Source organism: Nocardiopsis sp. iso_25, from assembly GCF_056173305.1.
The window spans coordinates 62,049-86,990 of sequence record NZ_CM149667.1 but is presented as its reverse complement, the minus strand read 5'-3'; the positions used below and the strand labels follow the sequence as shown (position 1 = coordinate 86,990).

Here is a 24,942-nt window from a genome sequence, read left to right as displayed (position 1 = left end):
CGGAACCCGCCCGATGTGTGCCAGCGAATTCCACCAGGGGTGGAAATGCCCCGTTCACCTCGGGAGGAAACCCACCGCGAGGTGAATCACGGTGTACGGCTCGCACGTCGGCGCGGGGATCGCTGACGGGACAGGGGTTCGGGGGTTGGTGAGGTTTTTGTTGTCTCCTGGGACTCAGGTTGCCTGTGGAGCGGTTCGCCGCGTGCAGAGGCCCCCTCGCCCCCGCCGGAGTGCAGCGGCACGGTGAACCGCATGCGCGTCCCGCGCTCCAGGCGCTGGGCGGTCACGTCGCCGCCCTGGTCCCTGGCCAGCTGGCGCACGATGTAGAGGCCGAGACCGAGCCCGCCGAAGCGGGACTCCTCACCGCGCACCCCGGACTGCACGAAGCGGTCGAAGATCCGCTCCTCGTCGCCCGGGCGCAGGCCCACGCCCTCGTCGTCGACCACGACCGCGACGGCGTCGCCCTCCTCCCGCGCGCTCACGCGCACGGCCCCGCCCCGGGGCGAGAACTTGAGGGCGTTGTCCAGCAGCTGGTCCATGATCATGCTCGTGGCCAGCGGGTCTCCCGCCGTGGGCGGGAGGCCGGGCAGGTCGTCCAGGGTGACGTCGTGCCGGTCGGACAGGGGCCGGAAGGCGCTGACCGCCTGCCGCAGCACCTCGGGCAGGTCGAACCGTTCGCGGCCGACCCGCATCTCGCCGCGCGCCACGTCCGAGCCCAGCTGGAGCCGGTCCACCAGCGCGGCCAGGGCGGAGGAGCGCTCCGCGATGGTGCCGACGGCCTGGTACTGCGAGTCCGGGCTGAGCCGGGACCACTTGCGCAGGAGGGTGGTGGCGTAGCCGTGGATGACGGTGATGGGTGTGCGCAGCTCGTGTCCGCTCGTGGCCAGGAACTCCTCGCGCTCGTCCTCCATGGCCTTCTGCGCGGTGATGTCGCGGAAGTCCACCACCCACTCGTGGGTGCGCGGGATCTGCGCCATCAGGATCTCCAGCCAGCGGCCGTCGCGGAGCTTGTGCTTGACGGGCTGGCCGTGGCAGGCGGGCAGCGGGAAGGGCGGGTGGCGCCCCTCCATCACCTCGGCCGGGTAGCCGGTGAGCTCCACCGCCGACCGGTTCCACTTGCGCACCCGGCCGCCGAAGTCGAGCACGGCGATACCGTCGGCGCTGGAGTCGGCCACGGCCTGCTCGTGGACTCGCTGGCGGTTGAGCTCCTCGTAGGCCAGCGCGTTGCCGATCGCCACCCCGGCGTGCGCGGCGAGCAGTTCGAGCAGCTCCAGCTCCACGTGCCCGACCTTGCGCTGGCTGTAGAGCGCGTAGAGGGCGCCGTAGGGGCGGCCGTGCACGTTGGACACGCCCAGCGCGATGGTGTGCAGCCCGGGCAGGTCGGCCCAGACCAGGTCCTGGAGGCCGCGGGTGTCCTCGTTGGCCAGCAGCACGGACTTGCCGCTGCGCAGCAGCTCACCGAACAGGCTGTCGTCCAGCGCCGAGCTGAACCCCTGGAGGTCCTCCGACAGCTCCGAGATGCTGACCAGCTCCACGCGGTCCTCGTTGAGCAGGACGAAGCCGCCCGCGTCCGCCCCGGTGAGCTCGGTGATGCCGCGGGAGATGCGGTCGAGCACGGTCTTGAGGCTGAGGTCGGCGTTGATGTCGACGACCACGTCGGTGAGCCGCCGCACGAGACGGGCCCGCTCCATCGCCGAGGAGCGGGCCTGCACGTCGCTGTCGGAGGGGTAGAGGTTGAGCACCCACCCGGCCACGCCGCCGTCGGCGCCGGGCACCCGGTTGGTGTTGATCCGCACGTCGACGACCGCGCCGTCCCTGCGCACCCGGCGGGTGTGGATGGACAGCGGGGTTCCGGCGCGCACGTGTTCGAGCACCGCGCCGTGCTCGGCCCTCAGCTCGGCGGGGACGATCGGCAGCTCGCCCCCGAGCACCTCCTCCGCACGCCAGCCGAACAACCGTTCGGCGGCCGGGTTCCAGAGGGTGACTCGGAGTTCGCTGTCGACGCAGACCACCGCGTCCGCTGAGGCGGCCAGCACGGCTTCGGCGCTGAGGGGCGCGCGCTCGGAACTCACGACGTCATAGTGCCACCCGGGAGCGGCCCGGGGGCAGGGCTTTGCGCAATCGGAGCCAAATCGGCTCCGGCGCGCTGGGTCGTGTTCCTCGGACCATTTCGGGCTCGCGACCACCGGGCTGCCTCTCGCTGCACCGGTTTCGCTTGAAAAGCCAACCAGGCTGACCTGCGCGAACCGTCTTGCGAGAGATTACCCGGACGGCCGCTCGCCGATCCGAAAGCCTCCGCGGAACACTCCCTAGATCACCCGGGGCTCCGCGCCGCCCTCCGCGGCCATGTCGCGTCCGGCGTGCTGCCAGGCCTGCATGCCGCCGGAGACGTTGACCGCGTCCCACCCGGCCTGGTTCATCGCCGCGACGGCCTGCGCCGAGCGGCCGCCCACGCGGCAGACGACGTAGACCCGCTGGTCGCGCGGGATCTCGCCCGCGCGCTCGTTGAGCCGGCCGAGCGGGATGTGCGTCGCGTCGGGCGCGTGGCCCGCGTTCCACTCGTCGTCCTCGCGGACGTCGAGGAGGTAGGCGCCCTCGGGCACCTCGGTGGCGTTGGCCTCCGGAACACCGCTGCCGAACATGTGACCCCCTGTATCCGTGTACTCCGAAAAATGTGAGAATCGGGGGAACCCGTCGGAAACCCCCCGCGTCCGAACTGTATGGCTCAGCACACCTTCGCGACGGCCCTGCCGGTCCGCCTCGCCGCCCTCGCAGCCCTTGGCCTGCTCCTCACGGCCTGCGGCAACGAACCCGCCGAGGTGAACGCACCCGAGTCCGCACCCGACGACACCAGCTCCTCCGCCTCCGACGCGGCCTCCCCGTCCCCGGGGGAGACCGGGGACGGGGAGGCCGAGACCAGCCTCACCATCGAACGCACTCTCAGCGGGGACGAGGGCCTGGAGCCCGCGGAGGGCTACGAGGAGGGGATGTGGACCCTCACCTGTTCCCCCGCGGGCGGCGACCACCCCGACCCCGAGGCGGCCTGCGCCGAGATCGAGGCGGTCGGCACCGGCCCCTTCAGCAGCGGCGACACCTCCGACATGATGTGCACGATGCAGGTGGGCGGCCCCGAGGTCGTCCACGTGACCGGGCACGTCGGCGGAACCGAGGTCGACACCGAGTTCAACAAGCGCAACGGCTGCGAGATCGAGCGCTTCGAGACCCTGTCCACGGTGCTCAACCCCTGACTGGGGCGGCACCCGACGGCAGAGCGGGAAGCCGGGCCGCGCCGCCCGGCTCCCCGTCGCGCGTGCGCCGTCCGTCCACAGGCAGCGGAAGGGGATCGCCTCCGAAGGGCCGACCGGGAGACCATGGACACGGGGGCGTGTGAGGCGCCCGTCGGCGGAACCTGGTCCCCCCGCATCAAGGCTAGGCGCCGACCGACAAGCGACACCAGAGCGTTCTCTGTGCTGTGGACAACCGCGGGCTCCCCGTCGCGCGTGCGCGCGGACCGGGTGGGAGTCGCCGGCCCGACCGCCCCGGAGCCGAAACCCGCCGCGCGTGCGCGCGGTTCAGGCGGTGCGCGCGGTGTGCGGCGTGTCCCAGAAGGCCACCTCGTGGCGCATGCCCTCCAGGAAGAGGCGCTCGGCGCGCGCGGGCTCCGGAGCGGCCTCCTCCAGCATCCTCCCGTAGTGCCCGGTGAGGGTGGTGAACTCCGGGTCGGCGTAGGTGTCGACCCACCGGCGGTAGCGCGGCTCCTCCGGGCGGCTCTCGGCGAGCGCGAGCCCGAGCTGGTTGTAGCCCCACATGCACGGGTACACCGCGGCGAGCCCGTCGCGGTAGTCGGCGGCGGCGTCGAGCAGCCAGGCGGTGTAGGCCGCGCACGCCGGGCCCTTGTCCCGGGTGGTCAGGTCGGCGCCGAACTCCCCGGACAGGGAGCGGTGCAGCTCCAGTTCCTCGTTGAGGGTGCTGTGCGCGATGCCCACCAGGTCGGCGAGGTGTCCGTCGGGGGCCTGCCAGGCCAGCCGGGAGAAGGCCCGCGCGTAGTCGAGCAGGTAGAGGTGGTCCTGCTCCAGCCAGTACCGGAAGGCGCGCTCGTCCAGGTCGCCCCGGGCGATCCCGGCGACGGTCGGGTGCGCCAGCTGCTCGGCGACCAGCGGCCGCCCGATCTCATGGAGTCGTTCGAGAATTCCCACGCCCGAAGTGTCCCATCCGCCCCTTCGGAGATTCCGGGCGGCCCGGACGGCCCGGGCGGCTGCCCCCGGCCGCCTTTCCGAAAGTTTCGGGCCTCATCGGATTCCCCTGGACGTGCCTGACGAAACCCCTTCTCCGCTGCCGACAGGCCCTCTTTTCGGCACTGCAGGTCACCACCTTCCTGTGACGTATATCTCTCACGGGGGTTGACCTGCCTACCGCGACTACGTACATTCTCCGTCAGTAAGTTTCGATACTAGACTCGAAAGTTTCGGAATTCCATGGCGCGCGGGCCACCATCCGGACACACCACTCCCCCGCATCCCCACTGAGCACAGAAAGGCCCACCCACATGACCGGACCCTCGGAACACGTCGCGGACCGGGAGGCCGCCGACGACGGTTGGCGGAACCCCTCCCTCCCCGGCGCGACGCGCGTCGAGCGACTGCTGGGATCGATGACCCTGGAGGAGAAGGTCGCCCAGCTTCACGGTGTGTGGGTGAGCGCGGACGCCTCCGGCGAGGCCGTCGCACCGCACCAGCACGACCTCACCCAGGAGCCCCCCGCCTGGGAGGAGGTCATCGAGCACGGCCTCGGCCAGCTCACCCGGCCCTTCGGCACCGCCCCGGTCGATCCCGCCGCCGGCCGGGCGTCGCTGGCCCGCAGCCAGCGGGAGATCATGGCCGCCAACCGCTTCGGCATCCCGGCCCTGGCCCACGAGGAGTGCCTGGCCGGGTTCGCCGCCTGGACCGCGACGATCTACCCGGTCCCCCTGGCCTGGGGCGCCAGCTTCGACCCCGAACTGGTCGAGCGGATGGCCGCGCAGATCGGCGCGAGCATGCGCCGGGTCGGCGTCCACCAGGGCCTGGCCCCCGTGCTGGACGTGTCCCGCGATCCCCGCTGGGGCCGCACCGAGGAGACCATCGGCGAGGACCCCCACCTCGTGGCGACCGTGGGCACCGCCTACGTGCGCGGCCTCCAGTCCGCCGGGATCGTGGCCACCCTCAAGCACTTCACGGGTTACTCGGCCTCCCGCGGCGGCCGCAACCTCGCGCCGGTCTCGATCGGCCCGCGCGAGTTCGCCGACGTCCTGCTGCCCCCCTTCGAGATGGCCGTGCGCGACGGAGGCGCCGGGTCGGTCATGTCCGCCTACAACGACAACGACGGGGTGCCCGCCGCCGCGGACACGCGCCTGCTCACCGGCCTGCTGCGCGACCAGTGGGGCTTCGAGGGCACCGTGGTGGCCGACTACTTCGGCATCGCCTTCCTCCAGACCCTGCACCGCGTCGCCGACTCCGCCGAGCGGGCCGGCGCCCTGGCCCTGACCGCGGGCGTGGACGTCGAGCTGCCCACCGTGCACTGCTACGGCGACCGGCTCACCGCCCTGGTCCGCTCGGGCGAGGTGCCCGAGGAGCTGGTCGACCGGGCCGCCCGGCGCGTGCTGACGCAGAAGTGCCAGCTGGGACTGCTCGACGCCGACTGGTCTCCGGAGCCCGGGGACCCCGCCGTCCCCGTGGACCTGGACCCCGCCGAACACCGCGCGCTGGCCCGCGAACTCGCCGAGCGCTCGGTGGTCCTGCTCTCCAACACCGACGACGCGCTCCCCCTGGCCGACACCGGGGGCCTGGCCCTGGTCGGCCCGCTCGCCGACACCGCCGACGCCGTGCTCGGCTGCTACTCCTTCCCCGCCCACGTGGGCAGGCGCCACCCCGGCACCGCCGTCGGCGTGGAGATCCCCACCCTGCTGGAGTCCCTGGGCGCCGAACTGCCCGGCGTCCGCGTCGAGCACCGCGCCGGGTGCTCGGTGGACGGCGACTCCACCGACGGCTTCGCCGAGGCCGTGTCGGCGGCCGGGCGCGCCCGGGTGTGCGTGGCCGTGGTGGGCGACCGCTCCGACCTGTTCGGCCGGGGCACCTCCGGCGAGGGCTGCGACGCCGAGGACCTGCGCCTCCCCGGGGTCCAGCAGGAGCTCCTGGAGGCCCTGGCCGACACCGGCACCCCCGTGGTCGCGGTGGTGGTGTCCGGACGGCCCTACGCGCTGGGCCCGGTCGCCGACCGGCTGGCCGCCGTCGTCCAGGCATTCCTTCCCGGCGAGGAGGGCATGCCCGCCGTGGCGGGGGTGCTCTCGGGCCGGGTCAACCCCAGCGGGCGCCTGCCGGTGTCCGTGCCGCGCGCGCCCGGCGGCCAGCCCGCCACCTACCTGGGCCCCGACCTGGCCCACCGCAGCGAGGTCAGCTCGGTGGACCCCGCCCCGCGCCACCCCTTCGGCCACGGCCTGTCCTACACCCGGTTCGTCTGGGAGGACCCGCGTGTGGACGCGGGCGCCGTCCGACCGGAGAAGGTCCCCAGGGTGGGCACCGACGGCGAGGTCACCGTGGGCTGCACCGTCCGCAACGTCGGCGGCGCCGCCGGGACCGAGGTCGTCCAGCTCTACCTGCACGACCCCGTCGCCCAGGTGGCCAGACCCCGCAGACAGCTGGTCGGCTACGCGCGGGTGCACCTGGAGCCCGGGGAGGCTCGGGCAGTGGACTTCTCCGTCCACGCCGACCTGGCCTCCTACACCGGCCCGGACGGGCGGCGCCTCGTCGAACCCGGCCGCCTGGAGCTGCTGCTGTCCGCGTCCAGCGAGGACGTCCGGCACACCGTGCCGGTCCTGCTCGACGGGCCCACGCGCGTCGTGGACCACACCCGGCGCCTGGCCTGCGGTGTCCAGCTCGACCCCGTCGACCGGCCCGGCGGGTCCGACCGGGAGGAGGTCGCCGCACGCGGCTGAGCACCGCTCCTCCGACCGGATCGAGGCCTCACCGGAACGGGTCTCGATCCGCGAACGGCTGGAGTGGGTGACCGAGGGGAGAGGGGGGACCGGGGCTGAGGACACGGGTGCCGGGACCGGGCCGGGCGGGGACGCCCGGCCCGGTCCCGGCCCGTGGTGCGCTCCCTGTCCGGCCGCGGGGCCGGAGGGAGGGACCAGGAGAAGCGGGAAAGCAGTGGAGCGGTCGAACGACCCTCGCCGGGTAACCTGACGCCACCGGGGTACGAAGAAGTCGTGCCCCAAGGCCGACCGCGGGCAGCGACCCGCGCCAACCGGGGGCACGGGGGTCGCCCCCCGAAAAAGAAACCGCGGGCTGCCGCGAGCCGACCGGAGGTCAGCGAGCAGCAACCCGCGCCAACCGGGGGCACGGGGGTCGCCCCCCGAAAAAGAAACCGCGGGCTGCCGCGAGCCGACCGGAGGTCAGCGGGCAGCAACCCGCGCCAACCGGGGGCACGGGGGTCGCCCCCCGAAAAAGAAACCGCGGGCTGCCGCGAGCCGACCGGAGGTCAGCGAGCAGCAACCCGCGCAACGTGGGCGAGGAGGGATTTGAACCCTCACATCCTTTCGGACACACGGACCTGAACCGTGCGCGTCTACCGTTCCGCCACCCGCCCGAGTGACATGCCATTCAGTTGTGTTGCCAGGTGAACCGGGCTTTTCGGCCGTTTCCCCCTGGCGACATGCATAAGGCTAGCACGGTCTGAAGGTGGGTCGCACACGCTTTTCGGACCACCGGTCCGCGGCCCTCGGGCGGCCGTCCCGGGGGTGTGCCTGAAACCAGGGGCACCTTGACCCGGTTACGATCGTCTACACATACGAAGTGGAGTACAAAGGGAGGTACCTCGTGGGAGTGCTCCAACGCTTCGAGCGCAGGCTTGAGGGCATGATCGAAGGCACCTTCGCGATGGCCTTCAAGTCCGAGCTCCAACCGGTCGAGGTGGCGAGCGCCGTCCAACGTGAGATGGACGAGCGGGCGGCCATCGTCGCCCAGGGCCGCACCCTGGTTCCGAACGACTTCATCGTCGAGCTGGCCAGCAGCGACAAGGAGCGCCTCGAAGTCTACGCCGACAGCCTGGGGCAGGAGCTGTCCAAGCTGGCACGCGACTACGCCACGGAGCAGGGCTACTCCTTCGTCGGGCCGGTCCGCGTGCACTTCAGGTCCGACGAAGGCCTCAAGACCGGCCGCTTCCGCATCCGCTCCGGCGTCGTGCGGGGCACCATGGTCGGCAAGGACGGCGAGGTCCGCCAGCCCGTCGGCGACCCCGGTCCCAGCGGGGGCCAGCAGCAGGCCGGGCGTCCGCGCCTGCTGATCTCCCCCGGCGGCGCCGCCGCCGAGGGCGCCATCGCCAGCCACGGGATGCAGCAGTCCTTCGAGCTGACCACCCCGGTCACCCTCCTGGGCCGCGGCACCGACTGCGACCTGCGCCTGGTCGACAACGGCGTCTCCCGTCACCACGTGGAGATCCGGCTGGACGGCGACGAGGCCGTCCTCGTGGACAAGGGGTCCACGAACGGGACCTTCGTCAACGGACAACAGGTCAGGCAGGCCCGCCTGGTGGACGGCAGCAGGATCAGCCTCGGCCGCACCACCATGACGTTCCGCCGCGACTGACGTCCAGTGGCGGAACCGGAAAACCAACGCGGTTCCGCCGGCGTCTGACAAGGGGCGGGCCGGGCTCAGGCCCGCTGTCGGATATCCGGCCGGGAAGGTAGTCTCCGCGAAGACCTGACCGATCGGGCACAATGGCCGCGGCCGAAGGCCGCGTCCAGCGACCTCGAGACTCACCGACCCGAAGGTGGGCAGACACGGTGGCGGCGCAGATGACCGCCATCCCGGCCGAAGCACGACAGGGGCTGAAGAGCAGTTCGATGTCCAACTTGACCCTCATACTGATCAAGATCGTGTATCTCGCGGGGCTTTGGCTGTTCGTCCTCACCGCGATCGGTGTGATCCGCACGGATCTCTTCGGCTCCAAGAAGAAGCCCCGGAGGAAACCGCGCCCGGCGGCGCCGCGCCGGGACCAGGACCCCTCCGCGTCGTACTCGTCGGCGCAGCCCGCCCGGCCGCCACGGCAGCCCCGCGCGCGCCGGAACGAGCCCACGGCCCTGGTCGTCACCCAGGGGTCGCTCAAGGGCACCAGCGTCGACCTCGCCTCGCAGCCCATCCTCATCGGACGCGCCCCGGACTCCACGCTCGTCATCACCGACGACTACGCGTCCGGCCGCCACGCGCGCGTCTACTCCGACAACGGCCGCTGGTTCGTGGAGGACCTGAACTCGACGAACGGCACCTACCTCGGCCAGCAGAAGCTGAACCGCCCCCAGCCCATCACGGTGGGGCAGCCCATCCGTATCGGCAAAACCGTCCTGGAACTGCGCAAATGACAATCGCTCTCCGATACGCGGCGTACTCCGACGTAGGATGCCTCCGCGAAGGCAACGAAGACTCCGGCTACGCCGGCCAGAACCTCCTCGCGGTCGCCGACGGCATGGGCGGTTACGCGGGCGGCGAGGTGGCCAGCTCCATCGCGATCTCCTCGATCCGCCGCCTCGACTCCGAGCCGCCCCGGTCCGACGAGATGGCCGAGGTGCTCCAGCGCGCCGTCGAGCAGGCCAACGCCTCCCTGTCGCGCAGGATCATGGAGGAGCCCCAGCTGGAGAACATGGGCACCACCCTGACCGCCATGCTCTGGGCCGGTCCGCGGGTGGCGCTCATCCACATCGGCGACTCCCGCGCCTACCTCATGCGCGGCCCCCGCTTCGAGCAGATCACCCACGACCACACCCTGGTGCAGACCCTGGTGGACGAGGGCAAGATCACCGAGGAGGAGGTCGCCACCCACCCGCAGCGCTCCCTCATCCTGCGCGCCCTGGACGGCAAGAGCCCGGTCGACCCCGACATCTCCATCAGCGAGGCCAAGGCCGGCGACCGCTACCTGCTCTGCTCCGACGGGCTCTCCGGCGTGGTCAGCAAGAAGACCATCCACGAGACCCTCGCCACCGAGGCCGACCCGCGCGGCGCGGCCAAGAAGCTCATCGAGCTGGCCATCCGCGGAGGCGGCCCGGACAACATCACCGCGGTCGTCGCCGACGTCATCGAAGCCGAGACCGACAGCGAGGGGCCCACCCGCACCTCCCAGGTGGTCGGCGCCGCCGACCAGCGCCGCGAGAACGTCGACCAGGGCAACGACACACCCGCCAGACGGGCGCAGGAACTGCGCGGGGGATCCGGCGACACCGCCGAGATGGACCCCGTCCGCGACGAGCCCGGCCCGGACGCCTACGCCGCGGGCGGCGCCTACCAGGAGCCCTACAACGGCGAATACGACGACTACGAGGCCCCGCCGGCCGACCGGCGGGGCCGTCCCGAACCCGAGTACCGCCGCAGGCGCTGGTGGCCGATGGTGCTGGTGTTCGTGGTCGTGGTCGCCGTCGTCGCGGGAGCCACGTACTACTTCGGCAGCCGCTACGTGAACAGCCAGTACTACGTGGGCCCCTCCCCCTCGGGGGACACCGTCAGCATCTACCAGGGCATCAACACCGACATCGCGGGCTTCAGCCTGTCGGAGGAGGTCGAGGAGACCCGGATCAGCCTGGACTCGCTCTCGGAGGCCGACCGCGGCTCGGTGGAGAACACCCTGCCCGCGGAGAGCCTGGACGACGCCCGGGCGAGCGTGGACGTGCTGAGCGAGGAGACGTCCGGGGCCCAGGCCGAGGAAGGGTCCGGGTGAGCCCGCGTGAGTAAGGCTTCCGAACCCGAGGCGCCCACCGCGCTGCCGCCCGTCAAGAGGCGCAACGCCGAACTGGTCCTCATCCTCTTCGCCATCGTCATCACCATGGCGGGCATCGCGATCGCGGGCGTCAACCTCAACGGCCGGGTCCCCGGCGCGATGTGGACGGTGGGCCTGACCTTCGCGGCCCTGTCCGCCGCCGCGCACGTGGCGATGCGCTTCGTGGCGCCCTACGCCGACCCGCTGATCCTGCCCTGCACGCTGTTCCTCAACGGGATCGGCGTGGCGATGATCTGGCGGATCCAGGCCGGTGAGGCCGAGGACATCGAGCGCGCCGGGGCCGGTTCGCAGGTGATGTGGACGGCGATCGGCCTGGTCCTGTGCTTCCTCATCATCATCTTCCTCAAGGACCCCCGCGTCCTCCAGCGCTACACCTACGTCAGCGGCCTGGTCGCGATCATCCTGCTCGCCCTGCCGATCGTTCCCGGCCTGGGCCAGGAGGTGTACGGCGCGCGGCTGTGGATCACCCTCGGCCCCTTGGGCACCATGCAGCCCTCGGAGTTCGCCAAGATCGCCCTGGTGATCTTCCTGGCGTCCTATCTGATGAGCAAACGCCAGGTCCTGCAGATCGTCGGCAAGCCGATCAAGGTCGGCCGCTTCACCCTCATCGAACTGCCCCGGGCGCGCGACCTGGCGCCGATCCTGGTCGGCTGGGTGCTGGCCATCGGCATGCTGGTGCTCCTGCGCGACCTGGGCACCTCGCTGCTGCTCTTCGGCACGTTCCTGGCGATGCTGTACGTGGCCACCCAGCGCTCCTCGTGGGTGACCATCGGCCTGGTCCTGTTCGCGGGCGGGGCGTTCGCGGCCTACCTGCTCTTCTGGCACGTCCAGGCCCGCGTCAACATCTGGCTCAACGCCTTCGACCAGGAGGTGTACGAGGCGGTCGGCGGTAGCCAGCAGCTGGTGGAGGGGCTGGTGGGCATGGCCTACGGCGGCCTCTTCGGCACCGGCCTCGGCGCGGGGGCCCTGTACGACACCTTCGCCGCCGACAGCGACCTCATCCTCGCCACGATCGGCGAGGAGCTGGGCCTGACCGGCCTGCTCGCCATCCTCATGGTGCTCGGCCTGTTGGTGGAGCGCGGCATGCGCATGGCGCTCGCGGCCACCGGTGCGTTCAACAAGCTGCTGGCCAGCGGTGTCGCCTTCCTTCTCGCCTACCAGGTCTTCATCGTCCTGGGCGGCCTGACCCGGGTGATCCCGCTGACCGGCTCGACCACGCCCTTCATGGCGGCGGGCGGTTCCGCGCTGCTGGCGAACTGGATCATGATGGGGATCCTGCTCCGCATCAGTGACAACGCCAGGCGCCCGGCACCGCAGGCCATCCAGGACGAGGGCGCGACACAGGTGATCCAACGATGAACACACCGATCCGCAGACTCAGCATCTTCGCCTTCCTGCTGATCCTGATCCTGATGGCCAACGTCACCTGGCTCCAGGGCTTCCAGGCGCAGGCGATCAAGGACGACCCGCTCAACCGGCGCCAGTTCACCGAACGGCTCAGCGAGGCCCGCGGCCCCATCCTGGTCGCGGACGACAACGTGGCCTACTCGGAGAACATCGCCGACGAGGGCCAGTCCCCCGAGTACCAGCGCATGTACCAGGGCGGCGGCCTGTACACGCCGATCGTCGGCTCCTTCCGCACCTACGGCGCCTCGGGCATCGAGCTCACCGAGAACCCGCTGCTCGACGGCAGCGACGACCGGCTGGCGGTGCGCAACTTCCGCGACATCATCACCGGCCGCGAGCCCGAGGGCGCACAGGTCCAGCTCACCCTGGACCCGGAGGTGCAGCAGGCGGGCTACGAGGCCTTCCAGGGCCTGGGTGACAAGAACGGCGCGGCCGTGGCGCTCGACCCCAGCACGGGGGCGATCCTGGGCGCGGTATCCTACCCGTCCTACGACGCCAACGAGGTCGTCAGCATCTCCGACATCAACGCGGCCGTGACCAACTACACGGAGCTGGAGGCCGACCCGCGCAAGCCGCTGCTCAACCGGGCCCTCCACGAGTTCTACCCGCCGGGTTCGACGTTCAAGGTGGTGACCGCCGCGGCGGCCATGGAGCACCTGGGCGCCACCCCGGAGACCACCCAGGAGGCGCCCGACGTGCTGGAGCTGGGCGGCACGCTGCCCAACGCCACGCCGGGCGGGACCTGCAACGGCGGCCAGCCCGACACCCTGGCGCACTCGATCCAGATCTCCTGCAACACCTCGATGGCCAACTGGGCGATCGAGATGGGCGGCGAGGCCCTGTCGGAGCAGGCCACCGCGTTCGGGTTCAACCGCGAGGAGGAGCTGACGGTCCCGCTGCCGGTGATCCCGAGCAGCGCCCCGGTGGAGACCGACCGCAACATCCTGGGCCGCGCCGGCATCGGCCAGTCCAACGTGCAGGCGACCCCGCTCCAGATGGCGATGGTCGCCGCGGGTGTGGCCAACTCGGGTGAGGTCATGAAGCCCTACGCGGTGGACACCGTGCGCGACTCGGACCTGTCCGTGGTCACCCAGACCAGCCCGGAGAGCTACTCGCAGGCGGTCAGCGCCAGCACGGCCGAGGACCTCACCGAGATGATGACCGCGGTCACCGGCCCGGGCGGCTCGGGTACCAACGCGGCCATCTCCGGTATGGAGGTCGCGGGCAAGACCGGTACCGCCGAGACCGGCGAAGGAAACCCCACCCACAACTGGTTCATCGGCTTCGCCCCGGCTGACGACCCGCAGGTCGCGGTCGCGGTCGTGGTCGAGTTCGGCGGCGGCAGCGGCAACGAGCTGGCCGCGCCGATCGCCCGGCAGATGATGGAGGCAGTGGTTCAGTAGTGAGCGCCTACGAACCGTCTTCCCAGAACGGTCCCGGTGACCTCACCGGGACCGTTCTGAGCGACCGCTACCGCCTGGAGGAGCAGGTGGGCTCCGGTGGCATGGGCACGGTCTGGAAGGCCACCGACACCCTGCTCAACCGGCCCGTGGCGGTCAAGCTGCTGCACCCCTCCCAGATGGCCGAGCCGACGGCCAGGGAGCGGTTCCGCACCGAGGGCCGGATCACCGCCGGCCTCTCCCACCCCGGGATCGCCCAGGTCTACGACTACGGCGAGGAGAACGGCCGCGCCTTCCTGATCATGGAACTCGTGGTCGGTGAGCCGCTCTCCCAGGTCCTGCGAGAGCAGGGCCACCTCAGCGCGGACCAGACCCTGGACTTCGTGTACCAGGCGGCCAAGGCCCTGGCCGCCGCGCACGCGCGCGGCGTGGTGCACCGCGACATCAAGCCGGGCAACCTGCTGGTCACCCCGGACGGCCAGCTCAAGCTGACCGACTTCGGTATCGCCCGCGGCGACATGTCGGTCACCCTCACCCAGACCGGCATGGTCATGGGGACCGCCCAGTACATCTCCCCCGAGCAGGCCTCGGGCAGGCCCGCGACCTCCTCCTCGGACCTGTACGCCCTCGGCGTGGTGGCCTACGAGTGCCTGGCCGGAACACCGCCGTTCACCGGCGACACCCCGGTGGCGCTCGCTCTGGCGCACACCCGCGAGGAGCCGCCGGAGCTGCCCGAGGACGTGCCCGACAACGTCGACCACCTGGTCTCCTCCCTTCTGCTGAAGGAGCCCGAGGAGCGGCCCGCGTCGGCCAGCGAGGTCGCGCACACGGCCGCGGTGATCCGCTCCAACGCCGGAACCGGTCCGCCCACGCCCTCCACCGGGTTCCAGGGCATGGCGCAGACCGCCGTGGTGGGAGCGGTGACCGGGCCCGGCTCGGGCGCGATGACGTACCGGACCGGGGGTCAGCCGACCGCCGTCACCGGTCAGGAGGACGCGTCGGCTAGGCTGGCCGGGGCACCGGAGCGGCGCCGCCGCGTCAGCGTGCCCGTGATCCTCGCGGCCGCGGCCGCGGCGATCATCATCGCGGCCGCGGTGGTGGCCGGATTCCTGTCCAACGGGAGGTCCGAGGTGGGCAACATGCGCGACACCGTCGACCCTCCCGCGGCGTCCCCCTCCTCCTCCCCGGAGGAGACCGAGGAGCCCGTGGAGTCCGCCCCGGCGGACGTCCCCGCGGCTCCGGAGGGCGACACCGGCTGGAACACGCAGCCGCAGGATCCGGTTGAGAGCCCGTCCCCCTCCCCGGAGGAGGACGACGAGGAGAGCGACGCTCCCGAGGACGGCGAGGACGACGACTCCGAGGGCGGCCAGAGCCCTCCGCCCGGTAACGGCACCCCGGGACCGCCAGGGGGCGAGGAGACTCCCCCGGCCAACGGCGACGGTGGCGGTAACGGCGATGACAACGGCGGCGGAGAAGAAGTAGGCACCACCTAGAGACCGTGAGCGAGAGACGTTCAGGGTAGGCGGCGGCCCGCGGGCGGCCTCCGGAAGACACGAGGATCACTACACGACATGTCCCAGCCCCGGCTCCTCGGCGGACGCTACGAGCTCGACACCATCGTCGGGCGCGGCGGCATGGCCGAGGTCTACCGCGCACGCGACCTGCGTCTCGACCGGCTCGTCGCCATCAAGACCCTCCGACACGACATGGCCCGGGACCACATCTTCCAGGCCAGGTTCAGACGGGAGGCGCAGTCCGCCGCCTCCCTGAACCACCCGGCCATCATCGCGGTGTACGACACCGGCGAGGACATGATCGACGGGGTGTCCATCCCCTACATCGTCATGGAGTACGTGGACGGGCGGACCCTGAAGGAGCTGCTGGACGACGACCGGCGCCTCCTGCCGGAGCGCTCGGCGGAGCTGGTCGACGGCATCCTCAAGGCGCTGGAGTACAGCCACGACAACGGGATCGTCCACCGCGACATCAAGCCCGCGAACGTGATGCTGACCCGCAACGCCGACGTCAAGGTGATGGACTTCGGCATCGCCCGGTCCATGGACGACAACCAGGCGACGATGACGCAGGCCTCGCAGGTCATCGGCACCGCCCAGTACCTGTCCCCGGAGCAGGCGCGCGGTGAGCGGGTGGACCCGCGCAGCGACATCTACTCCACCGGCTGCGTGCTCTACGAGCTGCTCACGGGCCATCCGCCGTTCACGGGTGACTCGCCCGTCTCGATCGCCTACCAGCACGTGCGCGAGGAGCCGGTCCCGCCGAGCGAGATCGATCCCCAGATCCCCCACTGGCTGGAGGACGTCACCCTCCGGGCGATGACCAAGAACCGCGAGGAGCGGTACCAGAACGCGGCCGAGATGCGCGCCGACATCCAGCGCGGCCTGGCGGGGATGCCCACCCAGGCGGGCACCATGGCCATGGCCGCCGCCGGCGCCACGACGGCGATGCCGCCCGCACCCGCCGAGCGGTACGACGACTACGACGATTACGACGACTACGACGACCGCTACGACGACCGCGGGAAGGACGGCCGCGGCAAGACCGCGCTGTGGGTCCTGCTGGGCGTCGGCGTGATCGCCTCCCTGATCCTGGTGTTCGTGCTGATGAACCTCGGGGGAGGGGATCCCGAGACGCAGACGGCCGCGGTACCGGACGTGGCGGGGTCCACCGTCACGGAGGCCCAGTCCTCCCTCAGCGAGGCGGGCTTCGAGAGCGTCACCCAGGAACAGCAGGCGAGCCAGGATGTCGAGGAGGGCCAGGTCATCGAGACCGACCCGCCCGCCGGCGACGAGGTCCCGGTGGACGAGGAGATCGTCCTGTACGTCTCCAGCGGCCCGGACGCCCTGGAGATCCCGTCCGTGCAGGGCCAGTCCGAGTCCGACGCGACAGGCACCCTGAACGACGCGGGCTTCGAGAACGTCACCTCTGAGCAGAGGGCGGACGACAGCGTGCCCGAGGGCCAGGCGATCGGCACCGACCCGGCCGCCGGGGAGTCGGTCGCACCGGACACCGACATCACGCTGCTGATCTCCTCGGGCCCCAACCAGGTGCAGGTGCCCGACCTGGTCGGCATGACCCGCGACGGCGCGGAGTCGGCGCTGGCGCAGAGGGACCTGAGCGCCTCCTTCTCCGAGGAGCCGAGCGGGGAGGGCCCGGTCGGCACGGTCATCCGGCAGGACCCGGGGGCGGGGCAGAACGTGGCTCCCGGAAGCACGGTGAACGTCGTGCTCGCCACCGAACCGGCCACGCAGGGGCCGCCGGACGGCGACGACGGCGGCGAGTCCCCTCCGGGTGAGGGCGGGGAGACCCCTCCCGACGGTGAGGACGGGGGCCAGACCCCGCCCGGCGGCGACGACGGCGGCTTCGAGTTCCCGTCCATGCGCAGGGACTGAGCGGGCCGGACGTGACGGCGGGCCGTTCCGTGCGACAGCACGGGGCGGCCCGCCGTCGTGTGCGGGGCCCGTCCGGGCGGAGGGACAGCCGCCGTGGACGGGACCCCCAAGGCTGTACCGGGGCGAACCGGCGCCTCCGGAACCTGACCGGATCCGGTACCCTCCCGCCGGTGACGGGGGCTCCCCCCGGGGCGTAGACTGTGTTCTCGTTCAGGAACCCGCCCCACGTACTGGAGCAGCGACCGTGCCCAAGTCCCGCAGCGATCGCAAGAAGAAGGCCGTCTACACGCCGCCTCCTTCGAAGGAGAAGCCCAAGGTCAGTCCGCGCTGGCTGGCACCGGCGATGCTCGGCTTCTTCACGCTGGGCATCCTGTGGATCGCCGTCTACTACATCGCGGGCAGCCAGATCCCCTACATGCAGGACTGGCAGAACTGGAACCTGCTGATCGGCTTCAGCGGCATCATCGTGGCCGTCATCCTGTCCACACGCTGGCACTGACCCCCGGCCGGGCGGTCGGATCGCCCGGCGACGACGGCGGCCCCTCCCTCCGGGTGCTCTCCACTGGCATGTCCGCACCCGGGTGAACAGCAGCGACACGGGTTTTCCACAGAGTTATCCACAGGCTGTGGGTAGCTCTCTTCGCCGTGCCCGAGCACAGGGGGCCGGAGGCCGCGCGGGGATGTCCGCGGACGTGGGAACCGGCAGGAGTCGTCGCGCGGCCCCTCGTCCGGGACGGCGCGGGGTGTCCGCGGACGTCGGGGCCCGGAGGAAGCCTCCTCCGGGCCCCGACCTCTCCGACCTCAGCGGAGGATGATCAGCGGCGCCGTGACCACCAGGGCCACGAGCAGGGCGGCGAACGCCGCCGCCAGCAGGACGTGCGTGACCGTACGGGCCCGGTTCCCGGCGGACTTTCCGGGCAGGTAGGCGAACACCGCGCCGAGCACGAGCCCGGCGACCAGACCGCCGATGTGCGCGGTCCACGAGATGTTGGGGACCACGAAGGTCAGCACGAGGTTGACCGCCAGCAGGACGCCGATCATGCGCAGGTCCAGGCGCAGCCGCCTGCCGATGACGAGCACCGCCCCGAACAGGGCGAAGATCGCTCCGGAGGCGCCGACGGAGAACTGGTTGGGCTCCGCCAGGAGGCTGAGCACCGATCCCGCGAGCGCGCCGAGCACCCACAGGGTCAGGAAGCGGACGTGCCCCAGCCAGCGCTCCAGCTGCGTGCCCAGCAGGTACATGGCGTACCCGTTGAACAACAGGTGGAAGACGCTGCCGTGCAGGAACGCGGCCGTGAGGAGCCGGTACCACTCGCCCGGGACCACCCCGAGCAGGGTTCCGTCCTCGACCCGGCCGACGCCGAGCATGGCGAACTCCCAGACCAGCGGTGAGGCGCCCGCCTGCCCGATCGGGGTGGACGTACCCAGCTGGGTGAGGAACCCGGCCACCATCATGCCGAGGATCGTCCAGGTGACGTACGGCTTGGCGACGGCCCTGCCTCCGAAGGCGGTCCTGGCCCGGCGCACCCCGCGGTTCCCCTCCGAGACGCACCCGGGGCACTGGAAGCCCACGGACGCCTCGACCATGCAGTCCGGGCAGATCGGCCGCTCGCACCTGCTGCAGCTGACCCCCGTCTCCCTGTCGGGGTGGCGGTAGCAGGTGCGCGGGGCCGGGCGCTCCGGCTCCGGAGCCGCTCCGGACGGCGGTGGGGATGCGGTCATGGACGTGTTCCTCCTCGGAGCCGGGGCGCCGTCACAGCTATCGGGTGATCTCGACGCTGTTGATCACCACGTCCTCCTTGGGGCGGTCCTGGGAGTCGGTGGCGACCTTGGAGATCGCGGTGACCACGTCGTCCCCCTCGACGACCTCACCGAAGATGGTGTGGCGGCCGTCGAGCCAGTACGGCTTGTCCACGGTGACGAAGAACTGCGAACCGTTGGTGCCGGGGCCCGCGTTGGCCATGGCCAGCAGGAACGGGCGGTCGAAGCGCAGGTTCGGGTGGATCTCGTCACCGAACTTGTAGCCCGGGCCGCCGCGACCGGTGCCGAGCGGGTCACCGCCCTGGATCATGAAACCGTCGATGACGCGGTGGAAGATAGTGCCCTCGTAGAGGCTGCTGTCGGAGGGCTTGCCCGTGGTGGGGTCCACCCACTGCTTCGAGCCCTCGGCCAGGCCGATGAAGTTGGCGACCGTCTCCGGCGCCTCCTTCTCGAACAGCCTGATGACGATGGTTCCCTTGGAGGTGTTCAGCCGCGCGGTGGGCTGAGCCTTGGAGTCGGACACCTACGTGCCTTTCGGTCGACTTCGTTTACGTGCTCACGTTACCCGTCCGTCCCCCGGGCTCGTCCTGGATCCGCCGCGGTTGCGCGGCGTCCGGGCAGCTCGCCCCTCCTCCGCCCGCGGCGCCTGGGACTCCGTCCGCCTCGGAACGGACCCCTCCCTCGCCCCGGGCGTCCGTTCGGTCCCGGAGGGTTGTGACTCCTCCTCCCGGGCCCTCCGTTCGCGGCGGGCGGACAGGAGAAAAACCCTCGGCCGGTGTCGAAACGAAGATCACACCCGGAGAGGACGTATGTTGAGATAACACCCGGGTAACGGGTAAGGACGACGGAGGAACCATCCGTGCGGCGTCGAGGGTCGGCCGCACCGGGTGGAGACCGCAGAACCGGTGAACGACCGAAGGAGCTGACGACGTGCCTATCTCTTCCAAGCGACTCAAGGCACGCAAGAAGGAGACTGAGGCGAGCTTGGCTCGCCTGCAGGGCATGGCCCGGGAGAAAGCCCGGGAACAGGCCGAACGGCTGGGACCGTACGCCGACCAGGCACGCGACCAGGCCGCTCTGAAGCTCCTCCAGGCGCGCGGCTGGACCGCACCCCGGCTGGAGAACGCCGCGCTGCGCGTGGAGGACACCGTGGCACCGCGGGTCGCCGAGGTGCTCACCGCGGCCGCCCACCGCGTGGACCCGAACCCGGGTCGTCGCGGGCTCATGCTGCTCCGGCAGGGCAACCGCCGGATCCCCCGGGGAGTCCTGATCGGCGGCGCCGCCGTGGTCGGCGGCATCGTGGTGTACTCGCTGGTCCGCATGCGCCAGGCGGCCCAGGACGCCGAGTGGCAGGAGCACCTGGACCAGGCGCGCGACCAGGTCCGCGAGACGCGGGAGAACCTGGAGGAGCGGGCCTCGGCGACGGCGGACAAGGCCGCGGAGGCCGCGGAGGAGACCGCCAAGGCGGCCAAGACCGCGAAGAACAAGACCAAGGAGACCGTTCGCACCGCCGCGGGCGAGAACCGGGCCAAGGAGAACGGCAAGCCCGGACACCAGGGCTGATCGCGGGAGCGACGAGAGACGGACAGCCGTGCCGTGCGGGGGAGACCCCGACCCCGGACTGGCTACCCTCCCTCCGCCGGGACGGATCCTTCCGTCCCGGCTTCGTCGTGTCGGGGGGCGTGTCCGCAGGCGGGGTGCGCGTGGACCGACGAGCCCGGCCCCCGGGCGTCCGCGCGGCCCCGCAGGACGCGGCTCCGGGGCGCTCGGAGGCTGTTCCCCGACGCGCCCCGTCCCCCCTCCGACCTGGCCCTCAGGAGTCCTTGAGGACTCGCACGGTGAAGGGGTAGCGCCAGTTGTTGCCCAAGAGGCTGGAGATGCCGGCGATGGCCGGGAGGATCACCCAGCCCAGGGCGACCGCCAGCGTCACCAGCAGCGGCGCGACGAGCCAGAACAGGGCCAGGCTCGTGAGTCCGGCGATGACGCAGAAGAGCTGGAAGTTGAGCGACTCCATGGCCTGGCGCCGCACGTAGGGCGAGATCCTGTCGCTCACGAGGAGGAGCAGCAGGGGGGCGATGACCGGGAGGAAGTAGTTCCCCGCGTGCCCGACCGCGGCCACGACCCGGTCGGCCGGGGTGCTCGGCAGGGGCTCACGCGAGTCCGCCCTCTGGCGGCCGCCCTGACCGGTGAACCGGCCGAAGGGGCCGGGGGCCGCCTGGGGCGTCCCCGCCGGGGTGACGCCCAGGTCCTCGGTGAGGGGGGCCAGGTCGGCCCCGAACTTGGCCCGCATGGCCCTGTCGGTGCGCTCGTCGAGTTCCTCCTCGTCGAGCTGGCCGCGGCCGAAGGCCTCCTGGAGAACCGTGATCGCGGCGTCGCGTTCGGCGTCGGTGAGGCGGATCTGCGGCCTGGCCTGCGGTTCCCAGGGGCGCCTCGCCGGATACTGAGGGTCCTGCACAGCCACTCCCACTCCCAACGGCGACGGGAGTACGGCACGGATCGGCCGTACTCCCCTCATGATGCGCCATAGGAACGGCTACGGCTATCGGGGCCGTCCCTGATCCTCCCCTGATCCGGTCCTCCCCCTTTCGGTGGAGGCCGCATCGACTTTCGTCTGTCGGGTCCCCGGCTGTCGGGCCGCCGGGCCGCCACGGCCCGGTGCCCCGGGCCGCCGGGGCTCCCCTCCCCGGGAGCCCGTCGTCACCTGGCGGCGACGGCGGAGGGGATCCGGGTCGGGACCGGCGCGACGGCCCTGGCCGGGTCCGCGGCCTTGACCGGGTCCGGGGCGGGGGAGGAGGCCGGGGCCGGGGCCTCGACCGGGGTCGAAGGGGTCGGGGGCTCCTGCTCGGCCTGCTCCCGCTCGTACTGGCGCTCGGCGCTGGTGAGCAGCTCGTACCAGTTGGTGACGTCCTTGCGCCGGCGCAGCAGGGCGCGGCGCTCGCGTTCGGTCATGCCTCCCCAGACACCGAACTCGATACGGCTGTCCAACGCCTCCGCCAGGCATTGTGTCCGGACCGGACAGCCCCGGCAGATCAGTTTGGCGCGGTTCTGCGCAGCGCCCTGCACGAACAGCGCGTCCGGGTCGATCTCGCGGCATTTGGCACGGGCCGCCATCTTCTCATTCCACATGTTGCCCCACTCCCAAGATCAGCATGTGTGGTGATCGGAATCCGCCGGCTGGCGCGACCGCCGGCGGGTGAGGAGAAGCGGGCCGATCCGAGGACGGTGTTACGAGGCCGGGCGGGGGCCGCCAGGCTCGCCTTCGGGGGTCGATCGTTTCGGCGCGCTGTCTTCCTCGTTGTCGCTGGTGTCGAAACTACGGTTCGTCCCAGTTCACCAACAGACCCCAAGAGGCCTATTTCTCATATGGCCCAGTAGGACCATTGCACTAAGGGGAAGTGTCATCATACACACACGCAGAGTAACTGCATATGGTAGAGGCGAGCCCGATGCGCGAAGACGTGAAGGCACCTCCCCGGCTTTCCATTACACGGGTGATGACCTGCGGATTCATAGTGCTGACGTGGTGGGACCGGGTACCCGGACGCGACCGGGCGAAGTGGACTCTGCGTCATCCATGTCATCCGAACGGGCTATACGGACCCCTCGGTCGTACGTACCGTGCGACCACACCCGCCCCCCATTTCCCACCTTGGCGGACGAACCGGAACTACCGATTAGTAACAAAATCAGTTGCGTGGACTTCGGTGGCGGAAGGGCCTTTGCGGATCAGCGCGAAACGCCCATTCCGCTTTTTCGTGATGTATCTTCCGAGAGCCGCGCCGCCCGCGCGGAAGGGCCGGAAGGTCCTCCGTCGGGAGCACGACGCGGACCCGGCCGTGTCCGCGGGCGCCGCGCCGCGTGGGCACCCGCGGTTCCCCGGAGCACGGGGGAAGGGAGATCCCGGGGGCCTTCGGCGACGACGGGCTCCGCCGCCACACAGCCCGCGTCCGGCTCGGCCGCCCGCAACGGAAAACGGGGACCCCCCGCAGGGAGTCCCCGTCACAACGCCTGTTCCGCGCTTTTCCTGGGTGGAGCCAAGGGGAGTCGAACCCCTGACCTCCGGTATGCAAAACCGGCGCTCTGCCAGCTGAGCTATGGCCCCATGAACCCGGGCGCGAGCCCTGGTCACTCTGGAGAGCATACCTTCATCGGAGGGCGGTCCCGCTCACCCGGCCGGGATCCCGCACGCGGAGCCACGGTTCGCAGCTCGGGAGCAGCACAAAGCCGTGGGTCGCACCTCGGGATCATCGGCCCACCCACGTCTTCGTGTCACTCACGAGCGGGCCGGGACGGCTCACGCCGGTCCCCGGTTCGCCCTGTGGAAGCCCCATGGCCGCTCGGGCGGCCAGGAGGTCCGTCGGTCAGCTCTCGCTGGCCGCCGTGGCCTCGGTCCACAGGTCGAGCTCGGCGCGGTCCGCCTGGATCTTGCGGTAGACGGCGAAAGCCCCGAGGGCCACCAGCGCCAGAACGATGATCTTCTTCACTGTCTGGACCCTTTCGTTAATCCGGTGCGTCAACGCGGGCTCCCGTCCGGGACGGGGGCTCCGCAGAGAACTTTATGAGGTTGTCACCAAGCAGACTAGCAAGCCGTCGGGAGCGGTCCCCGCCACAGTGGACCGATTTCCACCAACTTCTGCGCCCGATACGTGAGGAGCGCACGCGGGACCTCAGGTCAGCAGTGCCATCCGGCGCAGGATACCCAGGCTGGCCTGCGGAGGAGCAGCGATCCGGGTGAGTTCGGACCACACCCGCTTGCAGGCCGCGACCGACTCCTCCGCCTCCACGATGGAGCCGCCCTGGGTGGCCTCGACATAGACCAGGGCCGCCTCGTCCTCGTCGAACTCCAGGACGGAGAAGGGCCCGGCGACGCCGGGGTGCGGGCCCGCCGAGGTCGGCAGGAGCTGGACCGTCACCCGATCGGAGCCCGTGGCCAGCTCCACGATGCGGCTGGTCTGCGCGCGCAGCAGTTCGCGGTTCCCGGACACCCGCTGGAGGGCGTCCTCCTCGACGATGGCGTGGTAGCGGACGAGGCTGCCGGAGGAGCCGAGGTCGGGGCCGCCGTGGTCCAGGACCTCCTGGCGCTTGAGGTAGGCGGCCACCATGCGTTCGACGGTGCGCTCGCCGTGGCCCAGGGCCCGCGCCACCGCCGCGGTGTAGTCGGGCACCTGGAGGAGGTCGGGGACGAGTATGCCCGCGTAGGACTGCACGGAGACGGCGCCCGCCTCGTTGCCCACGTACGCGGAGGACAGGACGTCCTCGTACTCGGTCCACCAGGGACGCAGGCGCGACTCCCGGACGAGGGTCAGGATGGCCTCCCGCTGCCCTCCCGTGACGCCGTACAGGCGCAGGAGGGCGGAGATCTCCATGACCGACGGCCACTTGCGGATACCGGTCTCGATGTGGCCGAGCTTGGCCGGGGACCACTCCAGCTCGTCCGCGACATCGCTGAGGGTCATACCCGCCCGTACGCGGTGGCGGCGGAGTTCGGCGGACAGCCGTCGACGACGGACCGTGGGACTGGCCATAACGATGATCCCATGACGCAGAGTGGCGGAGGTGTACCACCAGCGAAACACGCCGCCTAGCATCTAGCAATGAGTTTCTAGAAAACAGCTGCCGATTCGATGCATTACGGAGGGCGGAAACCCGGGCGATGGAACGGCAAACCCGCCTTTCGTCATGAGGGCGGGGACCGGGGGAGCCCCGGCGGGGAACGGGGGGAGAGTGGAGCGGGGTCGGAGGCGGACGAGGTCCCGGTGGGTGTGACAGGGGGGCGGAGCTGCGGAGGGAAACGGAACGGCGAGTGGCGGCGAAGGCCTGGGCGGAACAGGAGTGGGGGCGAGGGCGAGTGGCGGCAAGGACGTGGAAGGCCGAAGGAGGAGGATGGAAGGTTTTTCTCTAGGCCCTTGAGAAACAGGAGCAACGGGAACAACAGGGGTAACAGTAATAACAAGCGCACCAGGCCAGTGCACCAGGAATCACATCGGCCGCCGGGTTCTGGGACCTTCGCGAAATCCGGGTTCCCAGAACACGACCGAAACTCCGGGGAAGGTCGTGGCCTTCGGTACGCCCCGGCTCTGTCGGCCTGTTTCGGGACCGCGATGCGGCGGACCCGGTGTCCTCGGCGGAGCGCTGAACGGTGAACTGAGAGCCGCGGTGCCCCAGAG

19 protein-coding genes, 2 tRNA genes and 1 pseudogene are annotated in these 24,942 nt (G+C 71.1%); 11 read left to right on the top strand and 11 right to left on the bottom strand.

Annotated features, from left to right (window positions below):
- Positions 1–86: 86 nt before the first annotated feature.
- A complete protein-coding gene (locus AC0VX6_RS00335) occupies positions 87–2,072 on the bottom strand; it encodes a sensor histidine kinase (RefSeq protein ID WP_274975644.1) in 1,986 nt (661 codons plus the stop codon).
- A gap of 237 nt (positions 2,073–2,309) precedes the next feature.
- The gene (locus AC0VX6_RS00330) at positions 2,310–2,642 is read right to left on the bottom strand and encodes a rhodanese-like domain-containing protein (RefSeq protein WP_274975643.1); all 333 of its coding nucleotides are present in this window, start codon (positions 2,640–2,642) and stop codon (positions 2,310–2,312) included.
- A gap of 78 nt (positions 2,643–2,720) precedes the next feature.
- On the opposite strand from AC0VX6_RS00330, the gene AC0VX6_RS00325 reads away from it, so the two are divergent.
- A complete protein-coding gene (locus AC0VX6_RS00325) occupies positions 2,721–3,248 on the top strand; it encodes an SSI family serine proteinase inhibitor (protein WP_475467071.1) in 528 nt (175 codons plus the stop codon).
- A gap of 324 nt (positions 3,249–3,572) precedes the next feature.
- On the opposite strand, the gene AC0VX6_RS00320 is transcribed toward AC0VX6_RS00325, so the two are convergent.
- Positions 3,573–4,196, bottom strand: coding sequence for a TenA family protein (locus tag AC0VX6_RS00320; protein WP_274975641.1), 624 nt, complete (start codon positions 4,194–4,196; stop codon positions 3,573–3,575).
- A 350-nt stretch (positions 4,197–4,546) separates the two neighbouring features.
- Here AC0VX6_RS00320 and AC0VX6_RS00315 point away from each other — a divergent pair, with 350 nt between their 5' ends.
- Positions 4,547–6,967: a beta-xylosidase/alpha-l-arabinosidase gene (locus AC0VX6_RS00315; protein WP_274975640.1), complete on the top strand. Its 2,421-nt coding sequence runs from the start codon at positions 4,547–4,549 to the stop codon at positions 6,965–6,967.
- Between the two features lie 570 nt (positions 6,968–7,537).
- Here the strand turns inward: AC0VX6_RS00315 and AC0VX6_RS00310 are convergent.
- Positions 7,538–7,620: transfer RNA gene (locus AC0VX6_RS00310), tRNA-Leu, on the bottom strand.
- A 230-nt stretch (positions 7,621–7,850) separates the two neighbouring features.
- On the opposite strand from AC0VX6_RS00310, the gene AC0VX6_RS00305 reads away from it, so the two are divergent.
- From AC0VX6_RS00305 to AC0VX6_RS00270, 8 genes are all read left to right on the top strand, one after another.
- On the top strand, positions 7,851–8,618 hold the full coding sequence (locus AC0VX6_RS00305) for an FhaA domain-containing protein (RefSeq protein WP_449411439.1): 768 nt from the start codon (positions 7,851–7,853) through the stop codon (positions 8,616–8,618).
- A gap of 257 nt (positions 8,619–8,875) precedes the next feature.
- Positions 8,876–9,391, top strand: coding sequence for an FHA domain-containing protein FhaB/FipA (locus AC0VX6_RS00300; protein WP_200904095.1), 516 nt, complete (start codon positions 8,876–8,878; stop codon positions 9,389–9,391).
- Complete coding sequence (locus AC0VX6_RS00295) at positions 9,388–10,737, top strand: Stp1/IreP family PP2C-type Ser/Thr phosphatase (RefSeq protein ID WP_475467069.1); 1,350 nt, start codon at positions 9,388–9,390, stop codon at positions 10,735–10,737. The genes AC0VX6_RS00300 and AC0VX6_RS00295 overlap by 4 nt, the downstream gene beginning before the upstream one ends.
- 6 nt (positions 10,738–10,743) lie before the next feature.
- The gene (locus AC0VX6_RS00290) at positions 10,744–12,156 is read left to right on the top strand and encodes an FtsW/RodA/SpoVE family cell cycle protein (protein WP_274975638.1); all 1,413 of its coding nucleotides are present in this window, start codon (positions 10,744–10,746) and stop codon (positions 12,154–12,156) included.
- Positions 12,153–13,607 (top strand): peptidoglycan D,D-transpeptidase FtsI family protein, encoded by a 1,455-nt coding sequence (locus AC0VX6_RS00285; RefSeq protein ID WP_274975637.1) that lies wholly within the window; start codon positions 12,153–12,155, stop codon positions 13,605–13,607. Before AC0VX6_RS00290 ends, AC0VX6_RS00285 begins: the two co-directional genes overlap by 4 nt.
- Entirely contained in the window at positions 13,607–15,097 is a 1,491-nt protein-coding gene (locus AC0VX6_RS00280) for a serine/threonine-protein kinase (RefSeq protein ID WP_475467067.1), read from the top strand. The genes AC0VX6_RS00285 and AC0VX6_RS00280 overlap by 1 nt, the downstream gene beginning before the upstream one ends.
- 78 nt (positions 15,098–15,175) lie before the next feature.
- Positions 15,176–17,014: a Stk1 family PASTA domain-containing Ser/Thr kinase gene (gene pknB / locus AC0VX6_RS00275; RefSeq protein WP_475467066.1), complete on the top strand. Its 1,839-nt coding sequence runs from the start codon at positions 15,176–15,178 to the stop codon at positions 17,012–17,014.
- 244 nt (positions 17,015–17,258) lie between these two features.
- Positions 17,259–17,513, top strand: coding sequence for a cell division protein CrgA (locus AC0VX6_RS00270; protein ID WP_013156232.1), 255 nt, complete (start codon positions 17,259–17,261; stop codon positions 17,511–17,513).
- Between the two features lie 302 nt (positions 17,514–17,815).
- On the opposite strand, the gene AC0VX6_RS00265 is transcribed toward AC0VX6_RS00270, so the two are convergent.
- Together AC0VX6_RS00265 and AC0VX6_RS00260 are read right to left on the bottom strand one after the other, a co-directional pair.
- On the bottom strand, positions 17,816–18,736 hold the full coding sequence (locus tag AC0VX6_RS00265) for a rhomboid family intramembrane serine protease (protein ID WP_274975634.1): 921 nt from the start codon (positions 18,734–18,736) through the stop codon (positions 17,816–17,818).
- A 37-nt stretch (positions 18,737–18,773) separates the two neighbouring features.
- The gene (locus tag AC0VX6_RS00260) at positions 18,774–19,298 is read right to left on the bottom strand and encodes a peptidylprolyl isomerase (protein ID WP_274975633.1); all 525 of its coding nucleotides are present in this window, start codon (positions 19,296–19,298) and stop codon (positions 18,774–18,776) included.
- A gap of 407 nt (positions 19,299–19,705) precedes the next feature.
- Here AC0VX6_RS00260 and AC0VX6_RS00255 point away from each other — a divergent pair, with 407 nt between their 5' ends.
- Entirely contained in the window at positions 19,706–20,338 is a 633-nt protein-coding gene (locus tag AC0VX6_RS00255; RefSeq protein ID WP_475467064.1) for a hypothetical protein, read from the top strand.
- A 250-nt stretch (positions 20,339–20,588) separates the two neighbouring features.
- Here AC0VX6_RS00255 and AC0VX6_RS00250 read toward each other — a convergent pair whose 3' ends face one another.
- From AC0VX6_RS00250 to AC0VX6_RS00230, 5 genes and pseudogenes are all read right to left on the bottom strand, one after another.
- Positions 20,589–21,230 carry a DUF1707 and DUF4870 domain-containing protein gene (locus tag AC0VX6_RS00250; RefSeq protein ID WP_274975631.1) on the bottom strand — a complete coding sequence of 214 codons (642 nt, stop codon included), beginning with the start codon at positions 21,228–21,230 and terminating at the stop codon, positions 20,589–20,591.
- A 350-nt stretch (positions 21,231–21,580) separates the two neighbouring features.
- Positions 21,581–21,901, bottom strand: a pseudogene (locus AC0VX6_RS00245) (WhiB family transcriptional regulator); the annotation flags it as partial.
- Positions 21,902–22,804: 903 nt separating this feature from the next.
- Positions 22,805–22,877, bottom strand: a tRNA-Ala gene (locus AC0VX6_RS00240).
- A 259-nt stretch (positions 22,878–23,136) separates the two neighbouring features.
- Positions 23,137–23,259, bottom strand: a complete 123-nt coding sequence (locus AC0VX6_RS00235; protein WP_014912962.1) for a DLW-39 family protein — start codon at positions 23,257–23,259, stop codon at positions 23,137–23,139.
- A gap of 183 nt (positions 23,260–23,442) precedes the next feature.
- A complete protein-coding gene (locus AC0VX6_RS00230) occupies positions 23,443–24,300 on the bottom strand; it encodes a helix-turn-helix domain-containing protein (RefSeq protein ID WP_302475379.1) in 858 nt (285 codons plus the stop codon).
- Positions 24,301–24,942: the final 642 nt, after the last annotated feature.

Excerpts from the sequence above, each read along its gene's own strand:
- AC0VX6_RS00330 (WP_274975643.1), bottom strand. The coding sequence starts at position 2,642 with ATGTTCGGCAGCGGTGTTCCGGAGGCCAACGCCACCGAGGTGCCCGAG.
- AC0VX6_RS00325 (WP_475467071.1), top strand. The coding sequence starts at position 2,721 with ATGGCTCAGCACACCTTCGCGACGGCCCTGCCGGTCCGCCTCGCCGCC.
- AC0VX6_RS00315 (WP_274975640.1), top strand. The coding sequence starts at position 4,547 with ATGACCGGACCCTCGGAACACGTCGCGGACCGGGAGGCCGCCGACGAC.
- AC0VX6_RS00300 (WP_200904095.1), top strand. The coding sequence starts at position 8,876 with ATGTCCAACTTGACCCTCATACTGATCAAGATCGTGTATCTCGCGGGG.
- AC0VX6_RS00295 (WP_475467069.1), top strand. The coding sequence starts at position 9,388 with ATGACAATCGCTCTCCGATACGCGGCGTACTCCGACGTAGGATGCCTC.
- AC0VX6_RS00285 (WP_274975637.1), top strand. The coding sequence starts at position 12,153 with ATGAACACACCGATCCGCAGACTCAGCATCTTCGCCTTCCTGCTGATC.
- pknB (WP_475467066.1), top strand. The coding sequence starts at position 15,176 with ATGTCCCAGCCCCGGCTCCTCGGCGGACGCTACGAGCTCGACACCATC.
- AC0VX6_RS00265 (WP_274975634.1), bottom strand. The coding sequence starts at position 18,736 with ATGACCGCATCCCCACCGCCGTCCGGAGCGGCTCCGGAGCCGGAGCGC.
- AC0VX6_RS00230 (WP_302475379.1), bottom strand. The coding sequence starts at position 24,300 with ATGGCCAGTCCCACGGTCCGTCGTCGACGGCTGTCCGCCGAACTCCGC.